Raw genomic sequence first — 19,698 nt, forward strand, 5'->3', positions numbered from 1 at the left:
CACAGGTCATCAGGCACAAGATCAGCGGACACATGACAGATCCTGCCGACACAACACCCAACTGCCAAGCCCCACAGCGAACTTCATTCTGAAACAATCAGTAAGCCGGACTCAATATCGCCTGCATCTTCATCTGGCCCGCTCGCTGGCCCGAGGGGACTACTTGGCGGGCGTCAGTTCCATGGTTCCTGGTAGGGGTCTTCGCCCAGTAGTTTGGCCGCAGCCACGCAGAGGTCTTCGCCGTAGAGCTGGTTGCTGCCGTATTCGGAACCCCAAAGGTCAGACGCGGCCTGGGCCACAGCGCGCCAGGAGAAGTCCTCATCGACTCGCCACCTACGAATCTGCACGGCCATCTCCGGCGTGATCGTCGCCGGATCCACTGTGTTGTGTGCCATTCCACCGACCCTAGGGACGCCGCGGAGGAGCTGGCCACTCGATTGCGTCATTCGCCCTCGGCTTGCACTTCCCCGGTGCCCAGGAAAGCGCCGGGGTTGTCGGCGCAGACCAGCGCCAGTGAGCCGAACTTGCTGACGCAGACAACGATCCGCGTTTCCGCACACAGACGCATCAGCCGGTACGGTGACCCGCCCGTACTCACTGGAGTCCTGCTGCTGTTCAGTGAGTAGGTCGCCGATGCGGCACGACATCTTGCTGACTGACGCTCCATCTTGACGCCCCGGCTGCAGGGCAGGGCCGCTGTGACCGTTGAAGGCCTACTTGCCGTTGAGTGCCGCCCGACCACGCGCCCATCACGCCGTACGCCCACGCCGGGAGCTACGGCCGAACTGTGCGCGCAGCTGCACACCGACCGGAGTGGGGAGCGGTGGGTGCCGGCCTGCGAGCGTGAGTGGGCGGCGACGCCACCCGATGCGGCGGCTGTCACGGCGAAGGCCCCTGGCCGGGCCAGCGGCCGCGACGATGGCGATCCCTTCGGTGCGTGACGCGTCGGAGGGGTGGAGGACTGGCTAGGAAATGGCCTCAATGCGCTCCATATGCTCCTCGCCCCACTCGCCGAGCGGCGCGAGGGCCGTGTTGAGGGAGCTGCCGAACTCGGTCAGTGAGTATTCCACCTTGGGCGGGACCTGGTGGTAGACCTCGCGGTGCACCAGGCCACTGGCCTCCATCTCCCGGAGCTGAAGAATCAGCATCCTCTCGCTGATACCGGGCACCGCCCTCCTCAACTGGCCGAAACGCAGAGGCCCTTCCTCGCTGAGCGAAAACAGGATCAGCCCCTTCCACTTACCGCCCATGACGGTGATTGCGGCGTCGAGCCCGCAGATGAAGGTCCGCTTGGTCATCAGCACTCCTACTGACACTGACAAAAGTGTGGGTACCGAACAGAATTGTAGGTACTTGATCAAATGTGTGTGGGCTTCCAGGATGGAACGAGAGCCGCGCCGGACGCGCTGACCCGCGATTGCCGGGCTGCTCAACCATCCCACTGCTGAATGGAGTTACGCATGACCAGCGATGCCCCCACACCCGTGACCGTCATCGGACTGGGCTCGATGGGCCGGGCGCTGGCCGGAGCATTCGTCGACGCGGGGCACCCGACGACGGTGTGGAACCGCACGCGGGCCAAGGCCGCCCCGCTGGCGGCCAAGGGGGCCGTCCACGCTCGGGCGGTGGAGGACGCGGTCGAGGCGAGTCCGCTGATCATCACCTGCCTGACCACCTTCGAAGACACTCGCTCCGCCCTGGAGCCGGCCGCGGCGGCACTGTCCGGGCGCGCGCTGGTCACATTGAACAGCGGTTCGCCCGCCGGTGCCCGCGCCATGGCTGGCTGGGCGACCGGCCACGGCGCCCGGTTTCTGGCCGGAGCGGTCAAGAACGTGCCGCAGGCCGTGGGCGCGCCGGACACGCTGCTGTACTACGGCGGCGACAAGGCGGTCTTCGACGAGTATGAGACGACGCTGAAGGTACTGGGTGGCGATACGGTCCACCTCGGGGCCGAGACAGACCTTGCCGCCCTGTACGAGATGGCAGTGGGCGCCATGCTGCTACCAGCGCTCGTCGGGTTCTTCCAGGGGGCTGCGGTTGTCCAGGCCCGTGGGCTGGAGGCGAGCAGCATGGTTCGGTTCGCCGGAAAGTGGCTGGACATGATCAAGTCCCTGCTGCCGATCTATGCCAAGGAAATCGATCGCGGTGACTACACCGATGCCGCCTCCTCCGTGAACCTCTTCCTCGCGGGCGCGGTCCACGACGAAGACCTGGCCAAGGAGACGCACGTCGACACGGCTTGGCTCACTCCTCTGCACGACCTGGTGAAGCGGGCAGCAGAGGCGGGCCACGGCGACCACAGCATCTCGGCCCTGACCGAAGTGCTCAGGAAGTCGGAACAGAAGGCGTAACAAACCGGGTGCTCTGAGGTCCACGTTGCCGCAGGCCCATCACCCCGGCATCAGGCACGCCTTCTGCGACGGGCCAGGGTGAATGCCGGCTCTCGGGGAGAGACGGGAGCCGCCCGGCCTCGAAGGCACGGCACAGGTATCGGGGAGGAACCGCAGGTTGTGGCCCCACCGGAGAGAACATTCAGGCTTTGACTTGAGGGGTGCCATGAGCAAGCAGGAAGTATCGGTCATCGGACTCGGCCCGATGGGACGCGCGATGGCGAGCGTGTTCCTCGGCAAGGGCTACCAGGTCACCGTCTGGAACCGGACCGCAGGCAAGGCGGACGAGCTGGTGGCCGGAGGAGCCGACCGGGCCGACACGGTTCACGACGCGCTCGCCGCGAGTGAACTGGTCATCCTCAGCCTGACGGACCATCACGCGATGTATGCCGTCCTGGGGGCGGCCACCGAGGCGCTGTCCGGCCGGGTCCTCGTCAATCTCAGCTCGGACACTCCCGACAGTGCCCGCAGCGCTGCGCGGTGGGCGTCAGGACACGGTGCCCGGTACCTCACCGGAGGCGTGCAGGCTTCACCCCCGGGCATCGGGCAGCCCGGGTCCTCCACCTTCTACAGCGGGCCCAAGCACGTCTTCGACGCGCACCGGGAGGCTCTGGAGGTGCTCACCGGCACGGACTACCGCGGCGAGGACCCAGGGCTGGCGGCGTTGTACTACCAGGTTGGGATGGACCTGTTCTGGACGACGGTGCTCGGATGGCTGCACGCCCTCGCACTGGCGGATGCCCACGGCGTCTCGGCCGAGGAAATCCTGCCGTCTGCGGCATCCGTACTCTCCGGAATGCCAGACTTCCTGGCCTTCTACGCGCCACGGATCGACGCAGGGGAGTACCCGGGCGACATTGAAAACCTCGCCATGGGTGTGGCAAGCGTTGACCATGTCCTGCAGACCGCCAGGGAAGCAGGGATCGACACTTCGCTGCCGACAGCGGTCCTGGAAAATTTCCGGCGAGGCACAGCAGCTGGCCATGCCGACGACAGTGCGACCAGCTTGATCGAGGTCCTGAAGCAGCCCGCTGTACAGCCGCCGCGCCGGGTCGGCTCACGCGCGGTCTCATGACAACTGGGACCACTCGTGCGGCAGGTATCGCCAGGGGATCCCGGTGCTGTCGACGTAGAAGATGGCGTCCATGATGCGGCGCAGGTCGTGCTCGGGTGGGCTTCCGATTTCGGGCCACTGCCTCTGCGCTCGGCCCGCCAGGCGGTGAGCAGGCACGGCTGCGGTGTCTCCTGCTGCATTGTCCGCATTGAGCATTCTTGGCTCAGCAGCCGCAGACCCACACCCCATCGCAAGCGTCAGCAAGCCACATCGCTGGGACAAGAAGCTTGCCTCTAAGGCACTTGCACGAGCGCCAGTTCGCAGAGACCCACGTCGGCAGTGACCGCACCACAAGCGCACCAGATCGAGCGGGCCCCTCAGGGAGCCACGGTGAAAGCTGCTGAGCCCTATGCGGCCATCCTCAGCCATTCCCGCAGGTCAGGGCTCGAGTTGCCCGCAGCGAAGGAAGAGCCGCAGGTGCAGCGTGCTGAGCCTCCGAAGGCGACGCTCGACCAGAGGCGCAGGCGACCTAGCGATTCAAAAGGTCGTTGACGTCCCTTGCTGACCCGCCTGAAGATGCCGTGCGTGAGTAGAGATTGTGAAGTAATAGTCATCGCTTTCGGCGCCAGGGAGGTGATGGAGCCTCTCACGCAGCCTGACGATCACCGCGAGTGGCACCAGCAGTTCGAGCCCATCCCCGGTATGGACGCATGGGCCATCGACTTCTGGAGGCCCGACTGGACTGGCCTTCTAGGCCACTTGGAACAGATGAGCTGGCCGTTCCCGGACTCCGTCCAGGTTCTGCTTCGGGACCAGGATGATGTGTGCTTCGGGCTCTGGATGCTGCATGGAGGCCGCTTGAAGGAGGTGTCGCTCCCCGGCACAGTAAGGGTGACGGATGACGTGGCACCGCTGGGCTCAAGACTTGCTCGCACGGACGAGGAAGGATGCCCGGTCGCCTGAAGGGGGCCAGGGGGCTGGCTGGTGTGAGGTCCGTCGTTGTGCCGGCCCTCGGCTTGGGGGTGGTCAGTTCCATTCGTTTCCCTTCGACGGGCAGCGTGGGGGCCCCGGCGATGGAGTGAGCGCACGGCAGTGCGCCTGGAGCCACACCCGGCACCCTGGGCGGGTCGACCAGCAGGGCCGACCACGTCCCGCAGAACAACGTAGGCAGCGCTTCAGTCGGTGAGTGAGCGCTTGAAGTTGGTGAGGCCCGGCGCTCAGTCTTTGTGCACGAGCGTGGAGGGAACGCTTTCCGGTGAGGGCCTCGCCGCGCAGGCCGGCGAGAACTACGGTGCTGGAATGACTGATCTTGAAGTAGTGGCACGTGGGCTGGTTGGCGGCGAACGCTCTGTCGAACAGTTGAGATGCCATCCGCGGCTTCCGCTGGTGGCCTGCTCGGATTCCGAGCGTCCGGCAGTCCACATCTGGGACTGCGGCGCGGGACAGCTACGCGAACTCGGCTCCGTGGGCCTCACGTCGAACGCCTATGGAGACACCTTGGGGTGGGAGCGGGCAGGTCGGACGCCTGCTGTGGCGTGGCATCCGGACCAGGCACTGCTTGTCGTGGCGGGGGAGGACGGCTTGCGGCAATGGACTCCTGCGGGGGTCTGCGAACCGGAAGGCGCTTTGGCCTCGGCCTCCTACCGCAGTCTGGCTTTCAGCCCGGACGGGCAGAGCCTGTGGGGTTCACCGTCGTTTCGTGACGGAGGCGGTGGGTGGGAGAGCTCGGATGTGATTGACCTTGCCTCCGGGACCATCGGTGCCGGACCGCGCTGGGACACAGGAGTGGCGGAGCATCCCGGCGGCGGCCTTGTTGCCACGCTCGCCAGCGACCAGGGGGCCACGTACTGCCTTTTCGCACGCGTCGACCAGGGGACCGACCCTGCCGTGATGCGGCCGCTCCGCCGGGCGCTGATCCTGGACTGTGACGGCTACGAGACTCCGCTCTTCAGCGCGGACGGACGTCACCTTGCGGTCCGCGGCAACGCGTACGACAACTCGGTGGAGGTTTTCGAGTTTCCTTCGTTGCACCGGGTTTGGGCCACAACTCTCGGCGACCCCAGCCCTGGCTATCCGTACCCGCAGGAGTGGCTTGACCAGATGGAAGCCTGGTCACGTCACAACATCGCCTTCGGATCTCGACCTGGCGTGCTGTGGATCGCAACGCCCGCGGGGGCGCTGGTCGAGGTGGACCTCGAAACCCGGCAAGCGGTCGAGCACGATGTGCTGACCGGGTCCCGCTTGTCCGCGCTGGCCGTCACGGCGACCGGCGAGCTTCTCGTTGCCGGCAGTGGGGGAGATCTGGTGCTCTTGTCCGCGACCTCCGGCGCCACCCACACCGGCACCACAAGCCGGGACATCTCCAGGGCTGTAGCCAAGGCGTTCTTGGAGGCCACCGAAGAAGTTCCGGACGACGGCGACGACCTGGAGACGCACCTTGTCCTGACCGACGGAACCCGCACATGGGAAGCAGGCGATCTGGCAACGGTCACCGAGGCCAGCGCAACAGATCCAACCTGGCTTCAACTTCAAGCCGCCATCAACAATGCACAGGTCCACAGCGAATAAGTGGAACTTCTATGCCGCCACGTCCGTGCTCATGAAGGCATACGTCTGCGGCCTGGCGCTCCGGGATCGGCTCACACCTGCAGTGAGCCAGGAACGCGCGGCCCTCCACCATCACGTCCCGAACGCCGAGCTGACCTTCCACGAGGAGATTTATGGAGTAATCGAATCTCGTCACGGTGAGTACGGGGGTGGGGCTGTGAGCGCCTGTCCCTGGTGAGAACGTCTTAGCCTGCCGCTATGTCGATCAACGTGGTCCGCCTGGCGGACGCACACCGCGCCGAGCTTCACGAGCTGCTACTCGCCGAAGACTGGACCCAGCTTGCCAAGGAACTTGAGCAGAACAGCCTGCAGGTGTTCACGCAGTACGTGGCACTGGCCAGGGGACATGTCGTGGGATGGCTTGAGGGCACAGCGCGCCATGAGACGGACGCCGAGGTGCCCGGCTTCCCGACCCCCTGGGCGCAGGTCAACTACGTTCTTATCCACCCTGCTCTGCGCAGGCGGGGAATCGCCGGCGACCTTCTGCGCCGTTTCGCGCAAGATGAGCACAGGGCAGGGCGTCGTTTCATGGTGCTCTGGCACGATCGCCGCGAGGATTCGGGCGGACGGTTTGCGTTCTTCACTGCGCACGGATTCCAGCCAATTGCGGGCACCGGCCTCGTCGGCGTCGACCTCCAGCAGCTACTCACCAGTCCAGGGGCGCCGCCGCCCGGTGAGTGACCAGCACGCCGACGCCCCCACCCCCTGTCGCCGTCCCGTCCCTTCCAGCCGGTCGACGGTGTCACCGTGACGCAGCCGTCTTGCGCAAGTCGGTTGTGACGAGGGCATATCGGCTGGTGGGAGGGCTGCGGTGCCGACACTGCCGGTACCTGAGGTCTCCGCCGGATCAGAATTTTGATCGAGGTACTGGCGCGAGGGCGGGATATGGCGCCGCACACGCGGATGAAGGCCCGGAGGCCCCGGTGGCCGGGGCGTGTCCGATAGGTCGTTGTCGAACACGCCCTTCAGGGGTCAGCCGGTGACGTACTGCTCGGAGTACGCCGCGGTGGGGGCGATGGGCGTGATGACGTCGATCAGGACGCCGTTGGGATCAGCCACGATGAAGTGCCTTTGCCCGAAGTCCTCGCTGCGCAGTTCAAGGACGGGGTGCAGTCCCTCGTTGGTGACGAGCCGCTCCCATTCCGCGTCCACGTCCTCCACTTCGAAGTTGAGCAGCAGGCCTTGTGCGGGAACCCGGTGGCCCTCTGGAATCGTCGGGTGGGTGTGGTCGAGGAGGGCGAGCTCGTACCCGGGGTCTCCTGTCCGACGAAGGCTGACGTACCAATCGGCCTCGAACGTCGTCTCGAATTCCAGCAGTCGGGTGTAGAAGTCGCGCGACTCTCGCAGCTTCGCTGTGCCGATCACGGGATAGAAGCCTGTCAGTTTCATGCCTGAACCCCTTTCGCGTACCATCGGTATGTGAGTGAACCTATTCGCGTACCGTCGGTATGTCAATGAGGAGTGCGATGCAACAGCACGGCGTCCGGGCGCAGCAGCGGGAGCAGACCAGGCTGGCGCTGCTGCGGGCAGGCAGGCGCCTGTTCTCAGGCAGCGGCTACGGCGCTGTGAGTCTGGCGGAGATCGTCCAGGCAGCCGGGGTGACCAAGGGCGCGCTCTACCACCACTTCACAGGCAAGGCGGACCTCTTCCGTGCCGTCCTGGAGGAGCTGCAGCAGGAAGTGGGCCGACGCGTGGCAGCGGCCGCCGACGCCCACGACGATCCCTGGGCCCAACTGACCGCCGGCTGCCAGGAGTTCCTCACCGCGACCACTGATCCGGACATCCAGCGGGTCATGCTTGTCGACGGGCCCGCGGTGCTGGGGTGGAGTCAATGGCGGGCGATGGACGAGGCTGCCTCGGCCCGCCATCTCACCGACGCGTTGTCCTTCGTCATCGACGCAGGGATCATCGCACCGCAGCCGGTCGCACCGCTGGTCCACCTGCTGTCGGGGGCGATGAACGAGGCGGCCCTCTGGCTGGCGTCCTCCTCCGACCCCGAAGACCTGAACCACACCAAAGCCGCGCTGGGACAGCTGCTTCAGGCGCTGCGCACCGGCTGACTTGGCCACATCACAGGGTCATACCCCTGAGGTCCGGCATCAAGCGGCTGCGTCATCCCATCCTCTGGAGAGACCGAGGTACAGCACGTCGTGCTCCACCTCGCGGACGACCCTGAGTAGAAGTCAGTCACATTCACCGCCACTGACCAGGACCAGCAACAGCACCAGCACCAGCTAGTGAGGCCGCGAACTACTCCGCGTGGCCTTTCAGCGTGAAGTCGTCGCCCCTGTCACCAACCATGTCACGCCAGTGCTTTTCAGCGGAGCGGATGAGGTCGTCACCGAGGCGTTCGAAGAATCGGCCTGCCAGTACGAGTCGGGATCCGGCAGCGCTCTCGGTTCCGAAGAGCTCGGCACCGCGCAGCGCGGTGGCGGCGAACCGTTGGTTGGCGGCGACACTGGCCGCGACGGTCCCCAAGCCCGCCTTGTCGTCGAGGAAATACCGGTGACGGCGGCCACGGTCATCGCGACCGCGGCGGATCAGATCCTGCCGTTCCAGCAGGCGGACCGCCTGCGAAATGGTCGCCGCGCTGACTTGCAGGTGCTGCGCCAACTCGATGGCGGTGCGACTGCCGATCTCGGAGGCGAACAGGCAGGCCATCACGCGGGCGGCGGTGCGCGGGAGGCCGGTTTCGACAAGTGCTGAGGTGAGGTCGGTGACGAACGCGGCCGTTGCGCCGGGGTCGGGGCCGAGATGCTCGATGGTCGACTGCACCGGGGCAGGGGGCTGCGGCCGGCGCTGGGCTCGGTGGGTGGTCGCGAGCTGGGGGCGTCTCGTCCTGCCTGCTGCTGCTCTGCGGCTTCGGATTGGCCTACGGTCTCGGCCTGCAACGGACGTTCCTGGACGCCCTGCCGCAGGATGGCCAGGGCCAGGCCTTCGGTCTGCTCGGCTCCGGCAGCATGACGCTGCAGGGCGTCGGGCCAGTCTGCTTCGGCTCTGTGGCCGCAGGCATCGGAACAGGTGGCGCAATCGCCCTGGCAGGCGGCGCGGCGGTGCTTACCGCCGGCTGGATTCTCACCTGGCACCCGTTCGGGTCGGCTGCGAGCCGTCACGCACCCCACCCGTACCCCCACGGCTCGCTGACAGACAGTCAATCCCGGTAGTTCATTGTGTGAGGAGTCCTAAGCCTCGGCCCTGCTGGCCGTTGCGGACCACGTACGGGATCTTGAGACCACGAACAGCCCATGGAAGGCTCATGCCGCATGATCGATGAATTCGCGAAGGACAACCTGCACAGGAGACTGCGGCGGGACCGCGAGGCGCTGCTCTGGAAACTCGACGGCTTGTCCGAATACGACGCCCGCCGACCTTTGACGGCGACCGGGACCAACCTCCTCGGCCTGGTCAAACACGTGGCCACCGTCGAGGCCAGGTACTTCGGCGAGGTCTTCGACCGCCCTTCCCCGGAACCGCTGTGCCGGTGGCAGGACTCCGACGGCAGCGATCAGTGGGCCGCCGAGGACGAGACCCGCGATCAGATCATCGGGTTCTACCGGCGCGTGTGGGAACACTCGGACGCGACGATCAACGAGCTTCCCCTCGACGCCCCCGGCCACGTGCCGTGGTGGGCGGAGCCCTACCCCAACACGAACCTGTTCGCCATCATGGTCCATGTCCTCGGCGAGTCCATCCGGCATGCCGGGCACGCCGACATCCTGCGCGAGGGCCTCGACGGCCGGACCGGGGTGCGCGCCGAAAACGAGCAGCCGATCGTCGAGGAAGCCCGTGCAGCCTTCTGCGCGAAGATCGAGCAGGCCGCCAGGTCGGCCGCATCAATCAAGGCTTAATCGGAGATATCAGGCAGCCTGACAACAGCCCCCCTACCGGCGCCTGCGATTTCCGAGCACCCGGCCACCTGATATGCCCGCGTCACCCGATGCGGGCGTTCAGTCCGCGCCTTCGTCGTCGTCCAGCTCAAGCGCGTCCGCGACGCTCAGCGGGCCAGAGCGCCGGCGGCCGGGGCCGAGGCGGTGAAGCTGTAGCGGCCGAGCAGGTTCAGGTTGCGGTGCTGGAGAGGGGAGAGCCGGGTGATGTCCTCCTCGCGGATCGCGTGGCCCTCGGCCTGGTAACTGGGCGACGGCGGTGTCGACGTAACGGGTCGTCCAGAGCACGACGGTGCTGAGGACCAGGCTGAGCGAGCCGTGCTGGTCCTCCCCGCCGTCCAGGTACGCCTGGTACCGGAAGGCCTTCGGGATCCGGCGTAGGGGTGCTCCTCCGCGCCTCATTGGCCACAAGATCACCCCGTGAGGTGGCGGCGGTTCGCTGCTCCGCCCCTGCCCCGGTTCCAGCATCTCGCGATCTGCCACTACGTGCCTGCCCGGCCCCGGGCGCCGGTGAGCCAGCACGCCCACTGCGCCACTGAGTTGCTGGGCGCCGCAAACTGGCGGGGAAGTAGTCGAGAAGGACCTGACGGCACCGACCGACTTCACGGGTGATGAACCCTTCCTCGAAACTCAGGTGGGCCCAACACCCGTTCCCGAACGGGCCGTTGCTCATCAATGAAGCCGCAGAGGTTTTCGTGGAGCCAGGAATTGTGGGGGAGGGGGGCCTCAGTGTGCTGTTCGCTGTGCCGTGTTTTCTCGCCATTCCCGGCCGATGGATCGCATCAGGGCCGGGTAAACCCCCAGGTAGCGGAAGGGTTTGATGCCGATCATGTAGAGGGAGCCGAGGCGGCCGTTGGGTTTGACCAGGACGGCCATCTGGCCGCGGTAGCCGCCGTTGCCGTCGGGAACCCAGCCGATGTGCATCACCCCGTGCATTGTCTTGTTGGCGTACTCGGCGGCCCACTCGTCGTGTGTCTGGAAGACCGAGGTGAAGGGCGCCGCGGCGAGGTCGGGCCCGCGCGGCCCCTCGCGCAGGTCGTCCGGCAGACGGTCGCGCAGTGTCGCCACCCGGCCGCCGACGCCCGAGTCCGGCTTGTCCCAGCCGAGCAGTGCGCCGAGCTTCCAGCGCACCGCGAACAGGAAGCGGCCCACGGGGTTGCCACCGTCCGGTCCGTCCGTGCCGTCCGCCATCTGCTGGACCAGGTAGTGCAGGTCGTCAGGGCCGCCGGGCGTCGGCAGTGCCCACAGGTCCTCGAGTCGGAAGTCGCCGGCGATCTCGTGGATCCGCCACGGGCGGGAGGTGTGGTCGGTTGAGGGAAGGCGCTGACCGTTCATGGGAGACCCCTATCTATACGGTGGCGTATAGATCGAGCATAAACCCATCTATACGGCTCCGTATACTTGGGTGGGACAGATGAAGAGGAGACACGGCATGGGCGCGATCCGTACGCCGCGGGACAAGTGGATCGAGGAGGGGCTGCGGGCGCTCGCCGCCGGCGGCCCCGAGGCTGTGCGGGTCGAGGTCCTCGCCCAGGCGCTCGGCGTCAGCAAGGGTGGTTTCTACGGCTACTTCCGTAACCGCGCGGCCCTGCTGGAGGAGATGCTGGGCACCTGGGAGCGCGGGGTAACCGAGGACGTCATCGAGCGGATCGAGCACGACGGGGGCGACGCCCGCGAGCGGCTCGGGCGTCTCTTCGACTTCGTGGGGTCGGGCGAGACACCCGTGACCAGCGCCGGGGTCGAGCTTGCGATCCGCGACTGGGCCCGGCGCGACGAAGGCGTCGCGCAGTGCCTGCGCCGGGCCGACAACCGGCGCATGGACTATCTGCGCGAGCTCTACGGGGCGTTCTGTCCCGACGAGGGCGATGTCGAGGCCCGCTGCCTGATCACCTTCTCGCTGCGCATCGGCGACCACCTCATCGCAGCCGACAACGGTCCGCGCAGCCGCACGGATGTCCTCGCCGCGGTCAGGAACCGGTTGTTGGTCTGAGCGGTTCTGATGAAGTGTGCTGACGGTCTTTTGATGTGTGCGTGGTTGCGAGTCGGTGCCCGGTCGGCGGCGTGGCCGACGGCTTCGCTGGTGGTGCGGGTGCGTTCGGGATGCTCTCATGCTTCGCCGACCGCGCGGTGCAGGGTCGGCCATGTTGTCTCGCCTGGTACCGGCACCGCGCCGCCCGCTGCGCACCTGGCGCTGCCCTAGCTCTCATGTAGGCCCGTTTCGAGCCGTTGTCCTGACTCGATCTGCGGCCGTCGTGACTTCTTTGCAGCGCACCTGCAGGCCAAAGTCCTTTGGGTGGCTGGTGCAGCGCTAATGGGCAGGGTCTGTGTCCAGGTGAATGTGGCAACTCCCCGGGAAATCAGCACTGTTCTGGTGGTCCTTGTGCGCAGAGAGGTGAAGCCGACGGTGGCCGGACGCAACCCCACACTCGTGGTGCTGGCCGAACCTTCCGCCGGACTCGACCACCTGGTCGTCGACGCCTCCAGCCCCCACAGCATGCGCAAGCAGCTGCGACGAGGCGATGTCCTGATCAACACCGTAGGGACCCTGCGCAGCCCTGACACAGGACGGCGCCGCCGCTCGGTACTGCCGTGCTCAGATTGACCGTGTGATGGTGACTTTGACGTGCTTCATGAGCGGCTGGTCGCTCTGGGTGCTGTAGTCGCCGATGGCGCACAGGACGTTCATCTCTGGCATGTAGCCCGCCGTGCAACCGCGGGGGATGTCGTACGGAATGGCGAGGTAGCCGTCGAGGTGGCGGTGGCTGCCGTCCTTGGCCGTGCTGGTGATGTCCACCGGTTCGAGTTCGAGGATCCCGCGCTCGCGCATGTCGTCCTTGTTCATGAAGACGAGGGTGCGCAGGTTGCTGATGCCTCGGTAGCGGTCGTTGTCGGAGTAGATGGTGGTGTTCCACTGGTCGTGGGAGCGCATGGTGCCCAGGGCGAGGGTGCCGGGGGCGGGAACCACGTCGGGCAGCGGGGCGGTGGAGAACTCGGCCCGTCCCGACGGGGTCAGGAAGACCAGTTCGCGCGCGGGCTGCTTGATGCGGAAGCCGAGCGGTAGCCGTACCCGGCGGTTGAAGTCCTCGAAGCCGTCGAGGACTTGGGCCATGGTGTCGCGGATACGGTCGTAGTCCTCGATGTACCACTCCCAGGGAGTGGGACTGTCCGGGAGTGCGGCGCGGGCCATTCCGGCGATGATGGCCGGCTCGGAGAGCAGGTGCTCGGATGCGGGGCGCTTCATGCCGAGGGACAGATGGACCATGCTCATCGAGTCCTCGACGGAGGTGCTCTGGACACCGTGGCGCTGGTGGTCCTTTTCGGTGCGTCCGAGGCAGGGGAGGATGAGCGCGTGCCGGCCGTGGACGAGATGGCTTCGGTTGAGCTTGGTGCTCACCTGGACGGTGAGGTCGCAGTGGCGCAGAGCCTCGTAGGTGTACGGGGTGTCGGGGGCGGCCAGTGCGAAGTTGCCGCCCATGCCGACGAACGCCTTCACCTCGCCCCTGTGCATGGCCTGGATGGTGGCGACCGTGTCCAGTCCGTGTTGCCGTGGCGGGTCGATCCGGCAGTACTGGGCGAGCCGGTCCAGGAAGTCCTCGGTGGGCCGGTGGTCGATGCCGCAGGTCCGGTTGCCTTGGACGTTGCTGTGTCCGCGCACTGGGGACGGTCCCGCTCCCTCGCGTCCCAGATTGCCGCGCAGCAGCAGGAGGTTGACGATCTCCCGTACGGTGTCGACGCCGTGCTCGTGCTGGCTGACGCCCAGGCACCAGCTGACGATGCTGCGGTCGGCCTCGCGGTAGACGCGGGCCGCCTTGAGGATGTCGTCGCGGTCCAGGCCGCACTGGCGCTCGATCTCCGCCCAGGGAGTGTCCTCGCACAGGGCGCGGTAGGCGTCGAAGTGAATGGTGTGCCGGTCGATGAACTCCTGGTCCAGCGCCTTGGCGTCGGCCTTGGCCTGTTCCATGACGGCTTTGGCGATGCCGCGCAGCAGCGCCATGTCCCCGCCGATGCGTGGTTGCAGGTTCAGGGTGCTGGTGCGTGTGGACTTGAACAGGGCCATGTCGGTGAAGTCGTGCGGCACGATGGTGCGGGTGGCCGCCGCCTCGACCAGCGGGTTGATGTGCACGACCTGGGCGCCCCGGTGATACGCCTCGGCCAGGGCGGTGAGCATCCGCGGTGCGTTGGAGGCGGCATTGACGCCCATGATGAACAGGGCGTCGGTGGTCTCCCAGTCCTGGAGGTCGACGGTCCCCTTGCCGGTGCCCAGTGACGCCTGAAGCGCGCGGCCGCTCGCCTCGTGGCACATGTTGGAGCAGTCGGGCAGGTTGTTCGTGCCCAGTTCGCGGGCCATCAACTGGTAGAGGAACGTGGCCTCGTTGCCGAGGCGGCCGGAGGTGTAGAACGAGGCCTGGTTCGGGTCGTCGAGTGCGCGCAGGGTGTCGCCGACCATCTTGAACGCGTCGTGCCAGCTGATCGGGATGTAGTGGTCGGATTCCGGGTCGTAGGCCATCGGTTCGGTCAGCCGGCCCTGGTCCTCCAGGTCGTAGTCGCTCCACGCGGACAGGTCGGTGACCGAGTGTGCGGCGAAGAAGGCACGGTCGACGCGCTTGGGGGTCATCTCCCAGGTGACGTGCTTGATGCCGTTCTCGCAGATGTCCAGGTGCAGGCCTTTGGTGTCGTCGGGCCACGCGCAACCGGGACAGTCGAAGCCCGTGTTCTCGTGGTTCATCCGCATGATCGCCCGGGGACCGTCGACGAGGGCTCGCTCGCGCATCAGCACCCGGCTCACGCTCTTCGCCGCGCCCCAGCCGGCGGCGGGGTGGTGGTAGGGACGGAAGTGCGGTTCGCCCTCGGGCTCGGGCCCGACCCGGGTTTCGGGGGCTTGCTGGTCGTCGTGGGACGCGTTCAAGAGAGTCACCTTCACCGTCCGGGCGCGCGACGCCGACGACTTTGCAGCGAGTGGGCATCGGCAAACACGGTCACCGTGGCCTGGGGGCGGTCACCCGACCGCCCCGAGTTTCCGCCAGTTCTCTAGCCCTTGCGTCCCTCCCAGCCGTAGGGGGTCTCCGCGCCCTGCGTGGGTTCGCCGGTGAGGCCTGCTTCCCTTCGTTCGTGCACGGTGAGCAGCGCGAGTTCGTCCTCGTCGGGGCGGCGGGGCATGCCCCTGTTGTGGCCATGCTCCCAGTCGCCCTCGACGGCCTTGTTGGACTTGTGATGATGGTGCGTCATGCGCGGCCTCCTCGATCGAGGGTCCGGGAGTGCTGGGACGTCAGCTCTCCTCGGCGCCGTCCTTTTCCTCCTCCGCCGCGTCCTGTTTCGGGGCGTCCCTGCGGACGGTGCAGTGGAGGGAGTCATCCGTCACGTCGGCGATGATGGTGTCCCCGGGCTCCGCTTCTCCCCCGAGGAGGATGTCCGCGACACGGTTGTCCAGCTCGGCCTGGATAGTGCGGCGCAACGGGCGGGCGCCGAACTCCGGTTGGTGCCCGTGGGCGATCAGCAGCTTCTTCGCCGCCTCGGTCACCTCGAGGTGCATACCCTGGGCCTCGACCCGGCGTTCGCTGCGGTCCAGCAGATGGTCCACGATCTGCCCCAGGTCCTCCTCGGTGAGGCCGTGGAAGATGATGATGTCGTCGATGCGGTTGAGGAACTCCGGCAGGAAGCGCGCCCGCAGTTCCTCCATCAACTCGTCCTTGAGCTCGGAAACATCGCCCTTGTGGGCGAGGATCCGGTGGGCACCGATGTTGGACGTCATGATCACGACGCAGTGCCGGAAGTCGACGGTGCGTCCCTGCCCGTCGGTGAGGCGCCCGTCGTCGAGGATCTGGAGCAGCGTGTTGAAGACGTCGGGGTGCGCCTTCTCGACCTCGTCGAACAGGACCACGCTGTACGGTCGGCGCCGCACCTTCTCGGTAAGCTGGCCTGCCTCGTCGTAGCCGACGTACCCGGGAGGAGCTCCGACGAGCCGGGCGACGGTGTGCTTCTCCTGGAACTCGCTCATGTCGAAGCGGATCATGCGGTCCTCCTCACCGAAGAGCTCTTCGGCGAGGGTCTTGGCCAGCTCGGTTTTTCCGACCCCGGTGGGGCCGAGGAAGAGGAAGGAACCCACGGGACGGTTCGGGTCGCCCATACCGGCCCGGTTGCGGCGCACGGCCCGGGAGACGGCGGTGACCGCCTCGTCCTGCCCGACGATGCGGGAGTGCATCCGCTCCTCCAGCCCGAGGAGCTTCTCCTTCTCGGTGGCGGTCAGCTGGGCGACGGGGATGCCCGTACGGCGGGAGACGACGTCGGCGATGTCGGCGTCCGTGACGGAGACGACGCCTTCCCGTCGTTCCTCGATCCCGGCGAGCTCGCCCTCCGCCCGGGCTATCTCACGCTTCATCCAGGCCGCCTTCTCGAAGTCCTCGGCGGCGACGGCCTGGTCCTGCTCGCGACGCAGCTTGGCGATACTGTCCTCGCGGCTGACGACCTCGGTGGACCGGCCGGCGCTGCGCAGCCGTACCCGGGCGCCCGCCTGGTCCATCACGTCGATGGCCTTGTCGGGCAGGAACCGGTCGCTGATGTAGCGGTCCGACAGCTCGGCCGCGGCGGCGAGGGCGCCGTCGGCGAAACGTACCTGGTGGTGGGCCTCGTATGCGTCGCGCAGTCCCTCGAGTATCTGCACGGTCTCCTCGACGCTCGGTTCGGGGATCATCACCGGCTGGAAGCGTCGTTCCAGTGCGGCGTCCTTCTCGACGTACTTGCGGTACTCGTCGATGGTCGTCGCGCCCACCACGTGGAGTTCGCCGCGGGCCAGCGCGGGCTTGAGCATGTTCCCGGCATCCAGCGAGCCCTCACCGGTGGCGCCCGCGCCCACGACCGTGTGCATTTCGTCGATGAACAGGATGATGTCGCCGCTCGCCGCCTGGACGTCCTCGATGACCTTCTTCAGCCGTTCCTCGAACTGCCCCCGGTACTGCGCGCCCGCGACCATGCCCGACAGATCGAGGGCGACCACGCTCTTGTCCTTCAGCGTGTCGGGCACCTCACCTGCGACGATGCGCTGGGCCAGGCCCTCGACGATCGCGGTCTTGCCCACGCCGGGCTCGCCGATCAGCACGGGGTTGTTCTTGGAGCGCCGGGAGAGGATCTCGACGGTCTCCTCGATCTCCTCTGCCCTGCCGACCACCGGGTCGAGCCTGCCCGCCTTCGCCTCGTCCGTGAGGTCCCGGCCGAACTCGTCCAGCGTCGTCGCCGGCTGCTGCCTGCGGTCCGCGGGCTGCCCCTCCGTACGAGCCGCCTGCTCCGCGACGCCCGCCAGCCGTCCGACGTCCTGACCCTCGGCCTGGAGCAGCCGGGCGGCACCGGAGTCAGCGTTCGCGACCAGCGCGCCGAGAATGTGCTCGGGTCCGATGTAGGAGACCCCGGCCGCCTGGGACCGGGCGTAGGCGGCAGCGAGGGTGCGTTTGGCCGCGGGGGTGAGTCCCGGCTCGGAGGACGGTTCGACCGACTCCTTGGGAAGGATCTTGGCGATCTCGGCGCCCAGCACATCGGGATTCACCTCAGCGCGGGCGAGCAGGGAGCGTGCCGGTTCGACCTGGGTGTCGGCCCACAGGAGGTGCTCGGTGTCGAGGTCGGAGGTGCCGTCCTCCATGGCGCGCGTCGCGGCGAGGTTGAGGAGTTGCTGCGAGGACTCGGTCAACAGCCGTCCGATGGGTACCCGTTGGACCGCCGGTGGCGATGATGCCGGTGACATGCCGAAGAAGCGGTTCAACATCTCGCTGAAGGGGTCCTGCGAGCCGAAACCGAACGACGACATCGACATGACAGCTCCTGGGACATCGACGGGTCCCTTCCACCAAAACGCGGCAGTCCGAGCCCTGCAAACGGAGCGGAGGAAAGACCGGGGCGGGCAGGTGAGCCCGTGGCAGCCCGTGTTCTCGGGCGTTACGCGCTGTGATGCGGGGAGGCGTGTGGTCTGCTTCGTCCCAGCGCGTGGTCTCCTCCGTCCCTTCACGGCGGACCGGTCGCCGCGTCCTTCCCGCCGGGAGCGGGCGGCAGGTCGTCGAGGAAGGTGACGGTCGGCACGTGGAAGAGGCAGCCGGTGACAGCGGTCGAGTAGTCGAGGATCCGGTCGTGGGTGGCTGGGCCGTTGCCGAGGAACATGTGCCTGAGCATCTGCTCGGTCACATCGGGGGTTCGGGCGTAGCCGATGAAGTACGTGCCGAACTCCTGCTCCCCGACTTTGCCGAACGGCATGTTCTCGCGGACGATCTTGCGCTCGTCGCCGTTGTCGTCGGTGACGGTGTTGAGGGCGACATGGGAGTCGGCGGGCTTGGTGTCGTCGGGCAGCTCGACGTTGGCCAGCTTGGTGCGGCCGATGACCAGGTCCTGTTCCTCGGTGGGCAGGGCGTGCCAGGCCGTAAGGTCGTGCAGGTACTTCTGCACGATCACATAGCTGCCGCCCCTGAAGCCGGGGTCCTCGTCGCCGATGAACACCGCGTCGGCCGCGGACGCGCCCTCCGGGTTCTCGCTGCCGTCCACATAGCCGAGCAGGTCCCGCTCGTCGAAGTACTTGAAGGCGTACACCTCGTCCACGACCGTGCCGGCGCCGAGCAGCCGCTCCGCGATCAGCCGCGCCAGCTCGAAGCAGAGGTCCATGTGGTGTGCCCGCACATGGAACAGCAGGTCGCCGGGCGTGGACGGAGCGTGGTGGCGTGCGCCGGCCAGTTCCACGAAGGGGTGCAGGTCGCGCGGTCGGGGGCAGTCGAAGAGCCGGTCCCAGGCCGCCGAGCCGATACCGACGACGCAGGTGAGCTCGTCGGCGGGGGCTCGGAAGGCCACCGAGCGGCGCAGACCCGAGACGTCCTCCAGCAGGTCCCTGACCGTGTCCTCGGCGCCTGCATCGATGGTGGCCACGAGGAACACCGCGGCTCGGGCCGGTGGCACGACCACGGGCTGCGACTCAAGCACGATCGGGCCTCCTCAGCGGGCGCGGCTGGTCCGTCCCGAAGGGCGTGATGCCCCTCCATGGTGGAGGGTCGCCGGGGAAACCGCACGAGCACGCTCCGCAGGCCTGCCGTTCAACCGTGTGGGCTGAGCGGTCGGGAGTCGTCGTCGACCAAGCCCAGGGCAACCTCCTCCGGGAGCGTGGGCGGCGTACCTGCTTCTCACTGGCTGCGGCGAGATCCCAAGGTCCCCGATCGTCGGATCGCCAGGAGTGCCGAGGTGTGCCGCTCGGCCAGCCTGGGCGGCAATGTGCGGCTTGAGTTCGCTTGAGTTCTGGTCCGCGGGTGGTCAGGGCCAGCCCGCGGCAGACACGCCAGACGCGTTGGCGCCCACGGCAATTCCCGCGCCAGGGGGACGTCTCGTGCGCTGAGTCGTGCGCTGGGCTGTACCTAGGTCTAGGTCATGACTGGGCTCGGGGTTTCGACTGCGCGGATTGTCGGGCCTGGGGATGAGGGCACCCCGCTTCGGTGCTGTCCGCGGGTTTTTGACTTGTCGTCGGCTGCCTGGGGTGTCATGGTCCTGGTCTCTGGCTGCTCCCCGTGCGTGGCTGCGGTGGCCGTGTCTGGATCGGCCGCGTTGCGGTCGATGCGCGGCGGCTTCGGCAAGTCTGTCCGTGGTGGCTGTGCGTGCCCGCTACAGTGCCTGCTGTGAGGCGCTGATCAGGGCAGATCCAGATGTCCGGGGGTGGCGTCTTAGTCGTCGCGCCGTGCGTTGTCAATGCCCGACACGCGCGCAGAAGTGTGACGGGGTGTCAGTGAGTCCCCCGTATGGCCCAGCGTTG

18 protein-coding genes and 3 pseudogenes are annotated in these 19,698 nt (G+C 67.2%); 10 read left to right on the top strand and 11 right to left on the bottom strand.

The genetic code is table 11. From position 1 onward, the window contains the following. Nucleotides 1–173: 173 nt before the first annotated feature. Together ACZ7M7_RS44485 and ACZ7M7_RS44490 are read right to left on the bottom strand one after the other, a co-directional pair. The gene (locus tag ACZ7M7_RS44485; RefSeq protein WP_472127511.1) at nucleotides 174–395 is read right to left on the bottom strand and encodes a hypothetical protein; all 222 of its coding nucleotides are present in this window, start codon (nucleotides 393–395) and stop codon (nucleotides 174–176) included. Between the two features lie 570 nt (nucleotides 396–965). Next, a complete protein-coding gene (locus ACZ7M7_RS44490; RefSeq protein ID WP_472127513.1) occupies nucleotides 966–1,298 on the bottom strand; it encodes a winged helix-turn-helix transcriptional regulator in 333 nt (110 codons plus the stop codon). Between the two features lie 162 nt (nucleotides 1,299–1,460). Here ACZ7M7_RS44490 and ACZ7M7_RS44495 point away from each other — a divergent pair, with 162 nt between their 5' ends. Further along, nucleotides 1,461–2,351 carry an NAD(P)-dependent oxidoreductase gene (locus ACZ7M7_RS44495; RefSeq protein ID WP_472127515.1) on the top strand — a complete coding sequence of 297 codons (891 nt, stop codon included), beginning with the start codon at nucleotides 1,461–1,463 and terminating at the stop codon, nucleotides 2,349–2,351. 205 nt (nucleotides 2,352–2,556) lie between these two features. After that, on the top strand, nucleotides 2,557–3,465 hold the full coding sequence (locus tag ACZ7M7_RS44500; RefSeq protein ID WP_472127517.1) for an NAD(P)-dependent oxidoreductase: 909 nt from the start codon (nucleotides 2,557–2,559) through the stop codon (nucleotides 3,463–3,465). A 9-nt stretch (nucleotides 3,466–3,474) separates the two neighbouring features. Here ACZ7M7_RS44500 and ACZ7M7_RS44505 read toward each other — a convergent pair. Then, a pseudogene (locus ACZ7M7_RS44505) lies at nucleotides 3,475–3,653 on the bottom strand (transposase); the annotation flags it as partial. A 349-nt stretch (nucleotides 3,654–4,002) separates the two neighbouring features. On the opposite strand from ACZ7M7_RS44505, the gene ACZ7M7_RS44510 reads away from it, so the two are divergent. The 3 genes from ACZ7M7_RS44510 to ACZ7M7_RS44520 all read left to right on the top strand — a co-directional run bounded on the left by ACZ7M7_RS44510 (nucleotide 4,003) and on the right by ACZ7M7_RS44520 (nucleotide 6,732). Continuing rightward, nucleotides 4,003–4,407: a hypothetical protein gene (locus ACZ7M7_RS44510; protein ID WP_472127519.1), complete on the top strand. Its 405-nt coding sequence runs from the start codon at nucleotides 4,003–4,005 to the stop codon at nucleotides 4,405–4,407. Nucleotides 4,408–4,743: 336 nt separating this feature from the next. Then, entirely contained in the window at nucleotides 4,744–6,012 is a 1,269-nt protein-coding gene (locus ACZ7M7_RS44515; protein ID WP_472127521.1) for a WD40 repeat domain-containing protein, read from the top strand. Nucleotides 6,013–6,249: 237 nt separating this feature from the next. Further along, nucleotides 6,250–6,732, top strand: a complete 483-nt coding sequence (locus ACZ7M7_RS44520) for a GNAT family N-acetyltransferase (protein WP_472127523.1) — start codon at nucleotides 6,250–6,252, stop codon at nucleotides 6,730–6,732. Nucleotides 6,733–7,023: 291 nt separating this feature from the next. Here ACZ7M7_RS44520 and ACZ7M7_RS44525 read toward each other — a convergent pair whose 3' ends face one another. Continuing rightward, nucleotides 7,024–7,440 carry a VOC family protein gene (locus ACZ7M7_RS44525; RefSeq protein WP_472127525.1) on the bottom strand — a complete coding sequence of 139 codons (417 nt, stop codon included), beginning with the start codon at nucleotides 7,438–7,440 and terminating at the stop codon, nucleotides 7,024–7,026. A 77-nt stretch (nucleotides 7,441–7,517) separates the two neighbouring features. On the opposite strand from ACZ7M7_RS44525, the gene ACZ7M7_RS44530 reads away from it, so the two are divergent. After that, complete coding sequence (locus ACZ7M7_RS44530; RefSeq protein ID WP_472127527.1) at nucleotides 7,518–8,111, top strand: TetR/AcrR family transcriptional regulator; 594 nt, start codon at nucleotides 7,518–7,520, stop codon at nucleotides 8,109–8,111. Nucleotides 8,112–8,301: 190 nt separating this feature from the next. Here the strand turns inward: ACZ7M7_RS44530 and ACZ7M7_RS44535 are convergent, their stop codons facing one another. Next, nucleotides 8,302–8,826, bottom strand: coding sequence for a MarR family transcriptional regulator (locus ACZ7M7_RS44535; protein ID WP_472127529.1), 525 nt, complete (start codon nucleotides 8,824–8,826; stop codon nucleotides 8,302–8,304). A gap of 53 nt (nucleotides 8,827–8,879) precedes the next feature. Between ACZ7M7_RS44535 and ACZ7M7_RS44540 the strand changes: the two are divergent. Both ACZ7M7_RS44540 and ACZ7M7_RS44545 read left to right on the top strand, forming a co-directional pair. Then, a pseudogene (locus ACZ7M7_RS44540) lies at nucleotides 8,880–9,215 on the top strand (hypothetical protein); the annotation flags it as partial. A 99-nt stretch (nucleotides 9,216–9,314) separates the two neighbouring features. After that, nucleotides 9,315–9,899 (top strand): DinB family protein, encoded by a 585-nt coding sequence (locus ACZ7M7_RS44545; protein WP_472127531.1) that lies wholly within the window; start codon nucleotides 9,315–9,317, stop codon nucleotides 9,897–9,899. A 99-nt stretch (nucleotides 9,900–9,998) separates the two neighbouring features. Here ACZ7M7_RS44545 and ACZ7M7_RS44550 read toward each other — a convergent pair. Then, nucleotides 9,999–10,289: pseudogene (locus ACZ7M7_RS44550) on the bottom strand (Tn3 family transposase); the annotation flags it as partial. Nucleotides 10,290–10,661: 372 nt separating this feature from the next. Next, nucleotides 10,662–11,270, bottom strand: coding sequence for a DUF2867 domain-containing protein (locus tag ACZ7M7_RS44555; protein ID WP_472127533.1), 609 nt, complete (start codon nucleotides 11,268–11,270; stop codon nucleotides 10,662–10,664). 97 nt (nucleotides 11,271–11,367) lie between these two features. Here ACZ7M7_RS44555 and ACZ7M7_RS44560 point away from each other — a divergent pair, with 97 nt between their 5' ends. Then, complete coding sequence (locus tag ACZ7M7_RS44560; protein WP_472127535.1) at nucleotides 11,368–11,925, top strand: TetR/AcrR family transcriptional regulator; 558 nt, start codon at nucleotides 11,368–11,370, stop codon at nucleotides 11,923–11,925. A 414-nt stretch (nucleotides 11,926–12,339) separates the two neighbouring features. Beyond that, the gene (locus tag ACZ7M7_RS44565; protein WP_472127537.1) at nucleotides 12,340–12,537 is read left to right on the top strand and encodes a hypothetical protein; all 198 of its coding nucleotides are present in this window, start codon (nucleotides 12,340–12,342) and stop codon (nucleotides 12,535–12,537) included. Here the strand turns inward: ACZ7M7_RS44565 and ACZ7M7_RS44570 are convergent. The 4 genes from ACZ7M7_RS44570 to ACZ7M7_RS44585 all read right to left on the bottom strand — a co-directional run bounded on the left by ACZ7M7_RS44570 (nucleotide 12,529) and on the right by ACZ7M7_RS44585 (nucleotide 18,881). Then, entirely contained in the window at nucleotides 12,529–14,841 is a 2,313-nt protein-coding gene (locus ACZ7M7_RS44570) for an FdhF/YdeP family oxidoreductase (RefSeq protein ID WP_472127538.1), read from the bottom strand. The genes ACZ7M7_RS44565 and ACZ7M7_RS44570 overlap by 9 nt on opposite strands. A 122-nt stretch (nucleotides 14,842–14,963) precedes the next feature. Next, nucleotides 14,964–15,161 (bottom strand): hypothetical protein, encoded by a 198-nt coding sequence (locus tag ACZ7M7_RS44575; RefSeq protein ID WP_472127540.1) that lies wholly within the window; start codon nucleotides 15,159–15,161, stop codon nucleotides 14,964–14,966. 40 nt (nucleotides 15,162–15,201) lie between these two features. Continuing rightward, entirely contained in the window at nucleotides 15,202–17,733 is a 2,532-nt protein-coding gene (locus tag ACZ7M7_RS44580) for an ATP-dependent Clp protease ATP-binding subunit (protein ID WP_472127542.1), read from the bottom strand. A 188-nt stretch (nucleotides 17,734–17,921) separates the two neighbouring features. Then, a complete protein-coding gene (locus tag ACZ7M7_RS44585; protein ID WP_472127544.1) occupies nucleotides 17,922–18,881 on the bottom strand; it encodes a Dyp-type peroxidase in 960 nt (319 codons plus the stop codon). Nucleotides 18,882–19,698: the final 817 nt, after the last annotated feature.

Source organism: Streptomyces sp. NPDC111606 (assembly GCF_055656945.1).

Coding starts and splice junctions, on each gene's coding strand:
- ACZ7M7_RS44485 (WP_472127511.1), bottom strand. CDS start 395: ATGGCACACAACACAGTGGATCCGGCGACGATCACGCCGGAGATGGCC.
- ACZ7M7_RS44490 (WP_472127513.1), bottom strand. CDS start 1,298: ATGACCAAGCGGACCTTCATCTGCGGGCTCGACGCCGCAATCACCGTC.
- ACZ7M7_RS44495 (WP_472127515.1), top strand. CDS start 1,461: ATGACCAGCGATGCCCCCACACCCGTGACCGTCATCGGACTGGGCTCG.
- ACZ7M7_RS44500 (WP_472127517.1), top strand. CDS start 2,557: ATGAGCAAGCAGGAAGTATCGGTCATCGGACTCGGCCCGATGGGACGC.
- ACZ7M7_RS44515 (WP_472127521.1), top strand. CDS start 4,744: ATGACTGATCTTGAAGTAGTGGCACGTGGGCTGGTTGGCGGCGAACGC.
- ACZ7M7_RS44520 (WP_472127523.1), top strand. CDS start 6,250: ATGTCGATCAACGTGGTCCGCCTGGCGGACGCACACCGCGCCGAGCTT.
- ACZ7M7_RS44525 (WP_472127525.1), bottom strand. CDS start 7,440: ATGAAACTGACAGGCTTCTATCCCGTGATCGGCACAGCGAAGCTGCGA.
- ACZ7M7_RS44530 (WP_472127527.1), top strand. CDS start 7,518: ATGCAACAGCACGGCGTCCGGGCGCAGCAGCGGGAGCAGACCAGGCTG.
- ACZ7M7_RS44545 (WP_472127531.1), top strand. CDS start 9,315: ATGATCGATGAATTCGCGAAGGACAACCTGCACAGGAGACTGCGGCGG.
- ACZ7M7_RS44555 (WP_472127533.1), bottom strand. CDS start 11,270: ATGAACGGTCAGCGCCTTCCCTCAACCGACCACACCTCCCGCCCGTGG.
- ACZ7M7_RS44560 (WP_472127535.1), top strand. CDS start 11,368: ATGGGCGCGATCCGTACGCCGCGGGACAAGTGGATCGAGGAGGGGCTG.
- ACZ7M7_RS44575 (WP_472127540.1), bottom strand. CDS start 15,161: ATGACGCACCATCATCACAAGTCCAACAAGGCCGTCGAGGGCGACTGG.
- ACZ7M7_RS44580 (WP_472127542.1), bottom strand. CDS start 17,733: ATGTCGATGTCGTCGTTCGGTTTCGGCTCGCAGGACCCCTTCAGCGAG.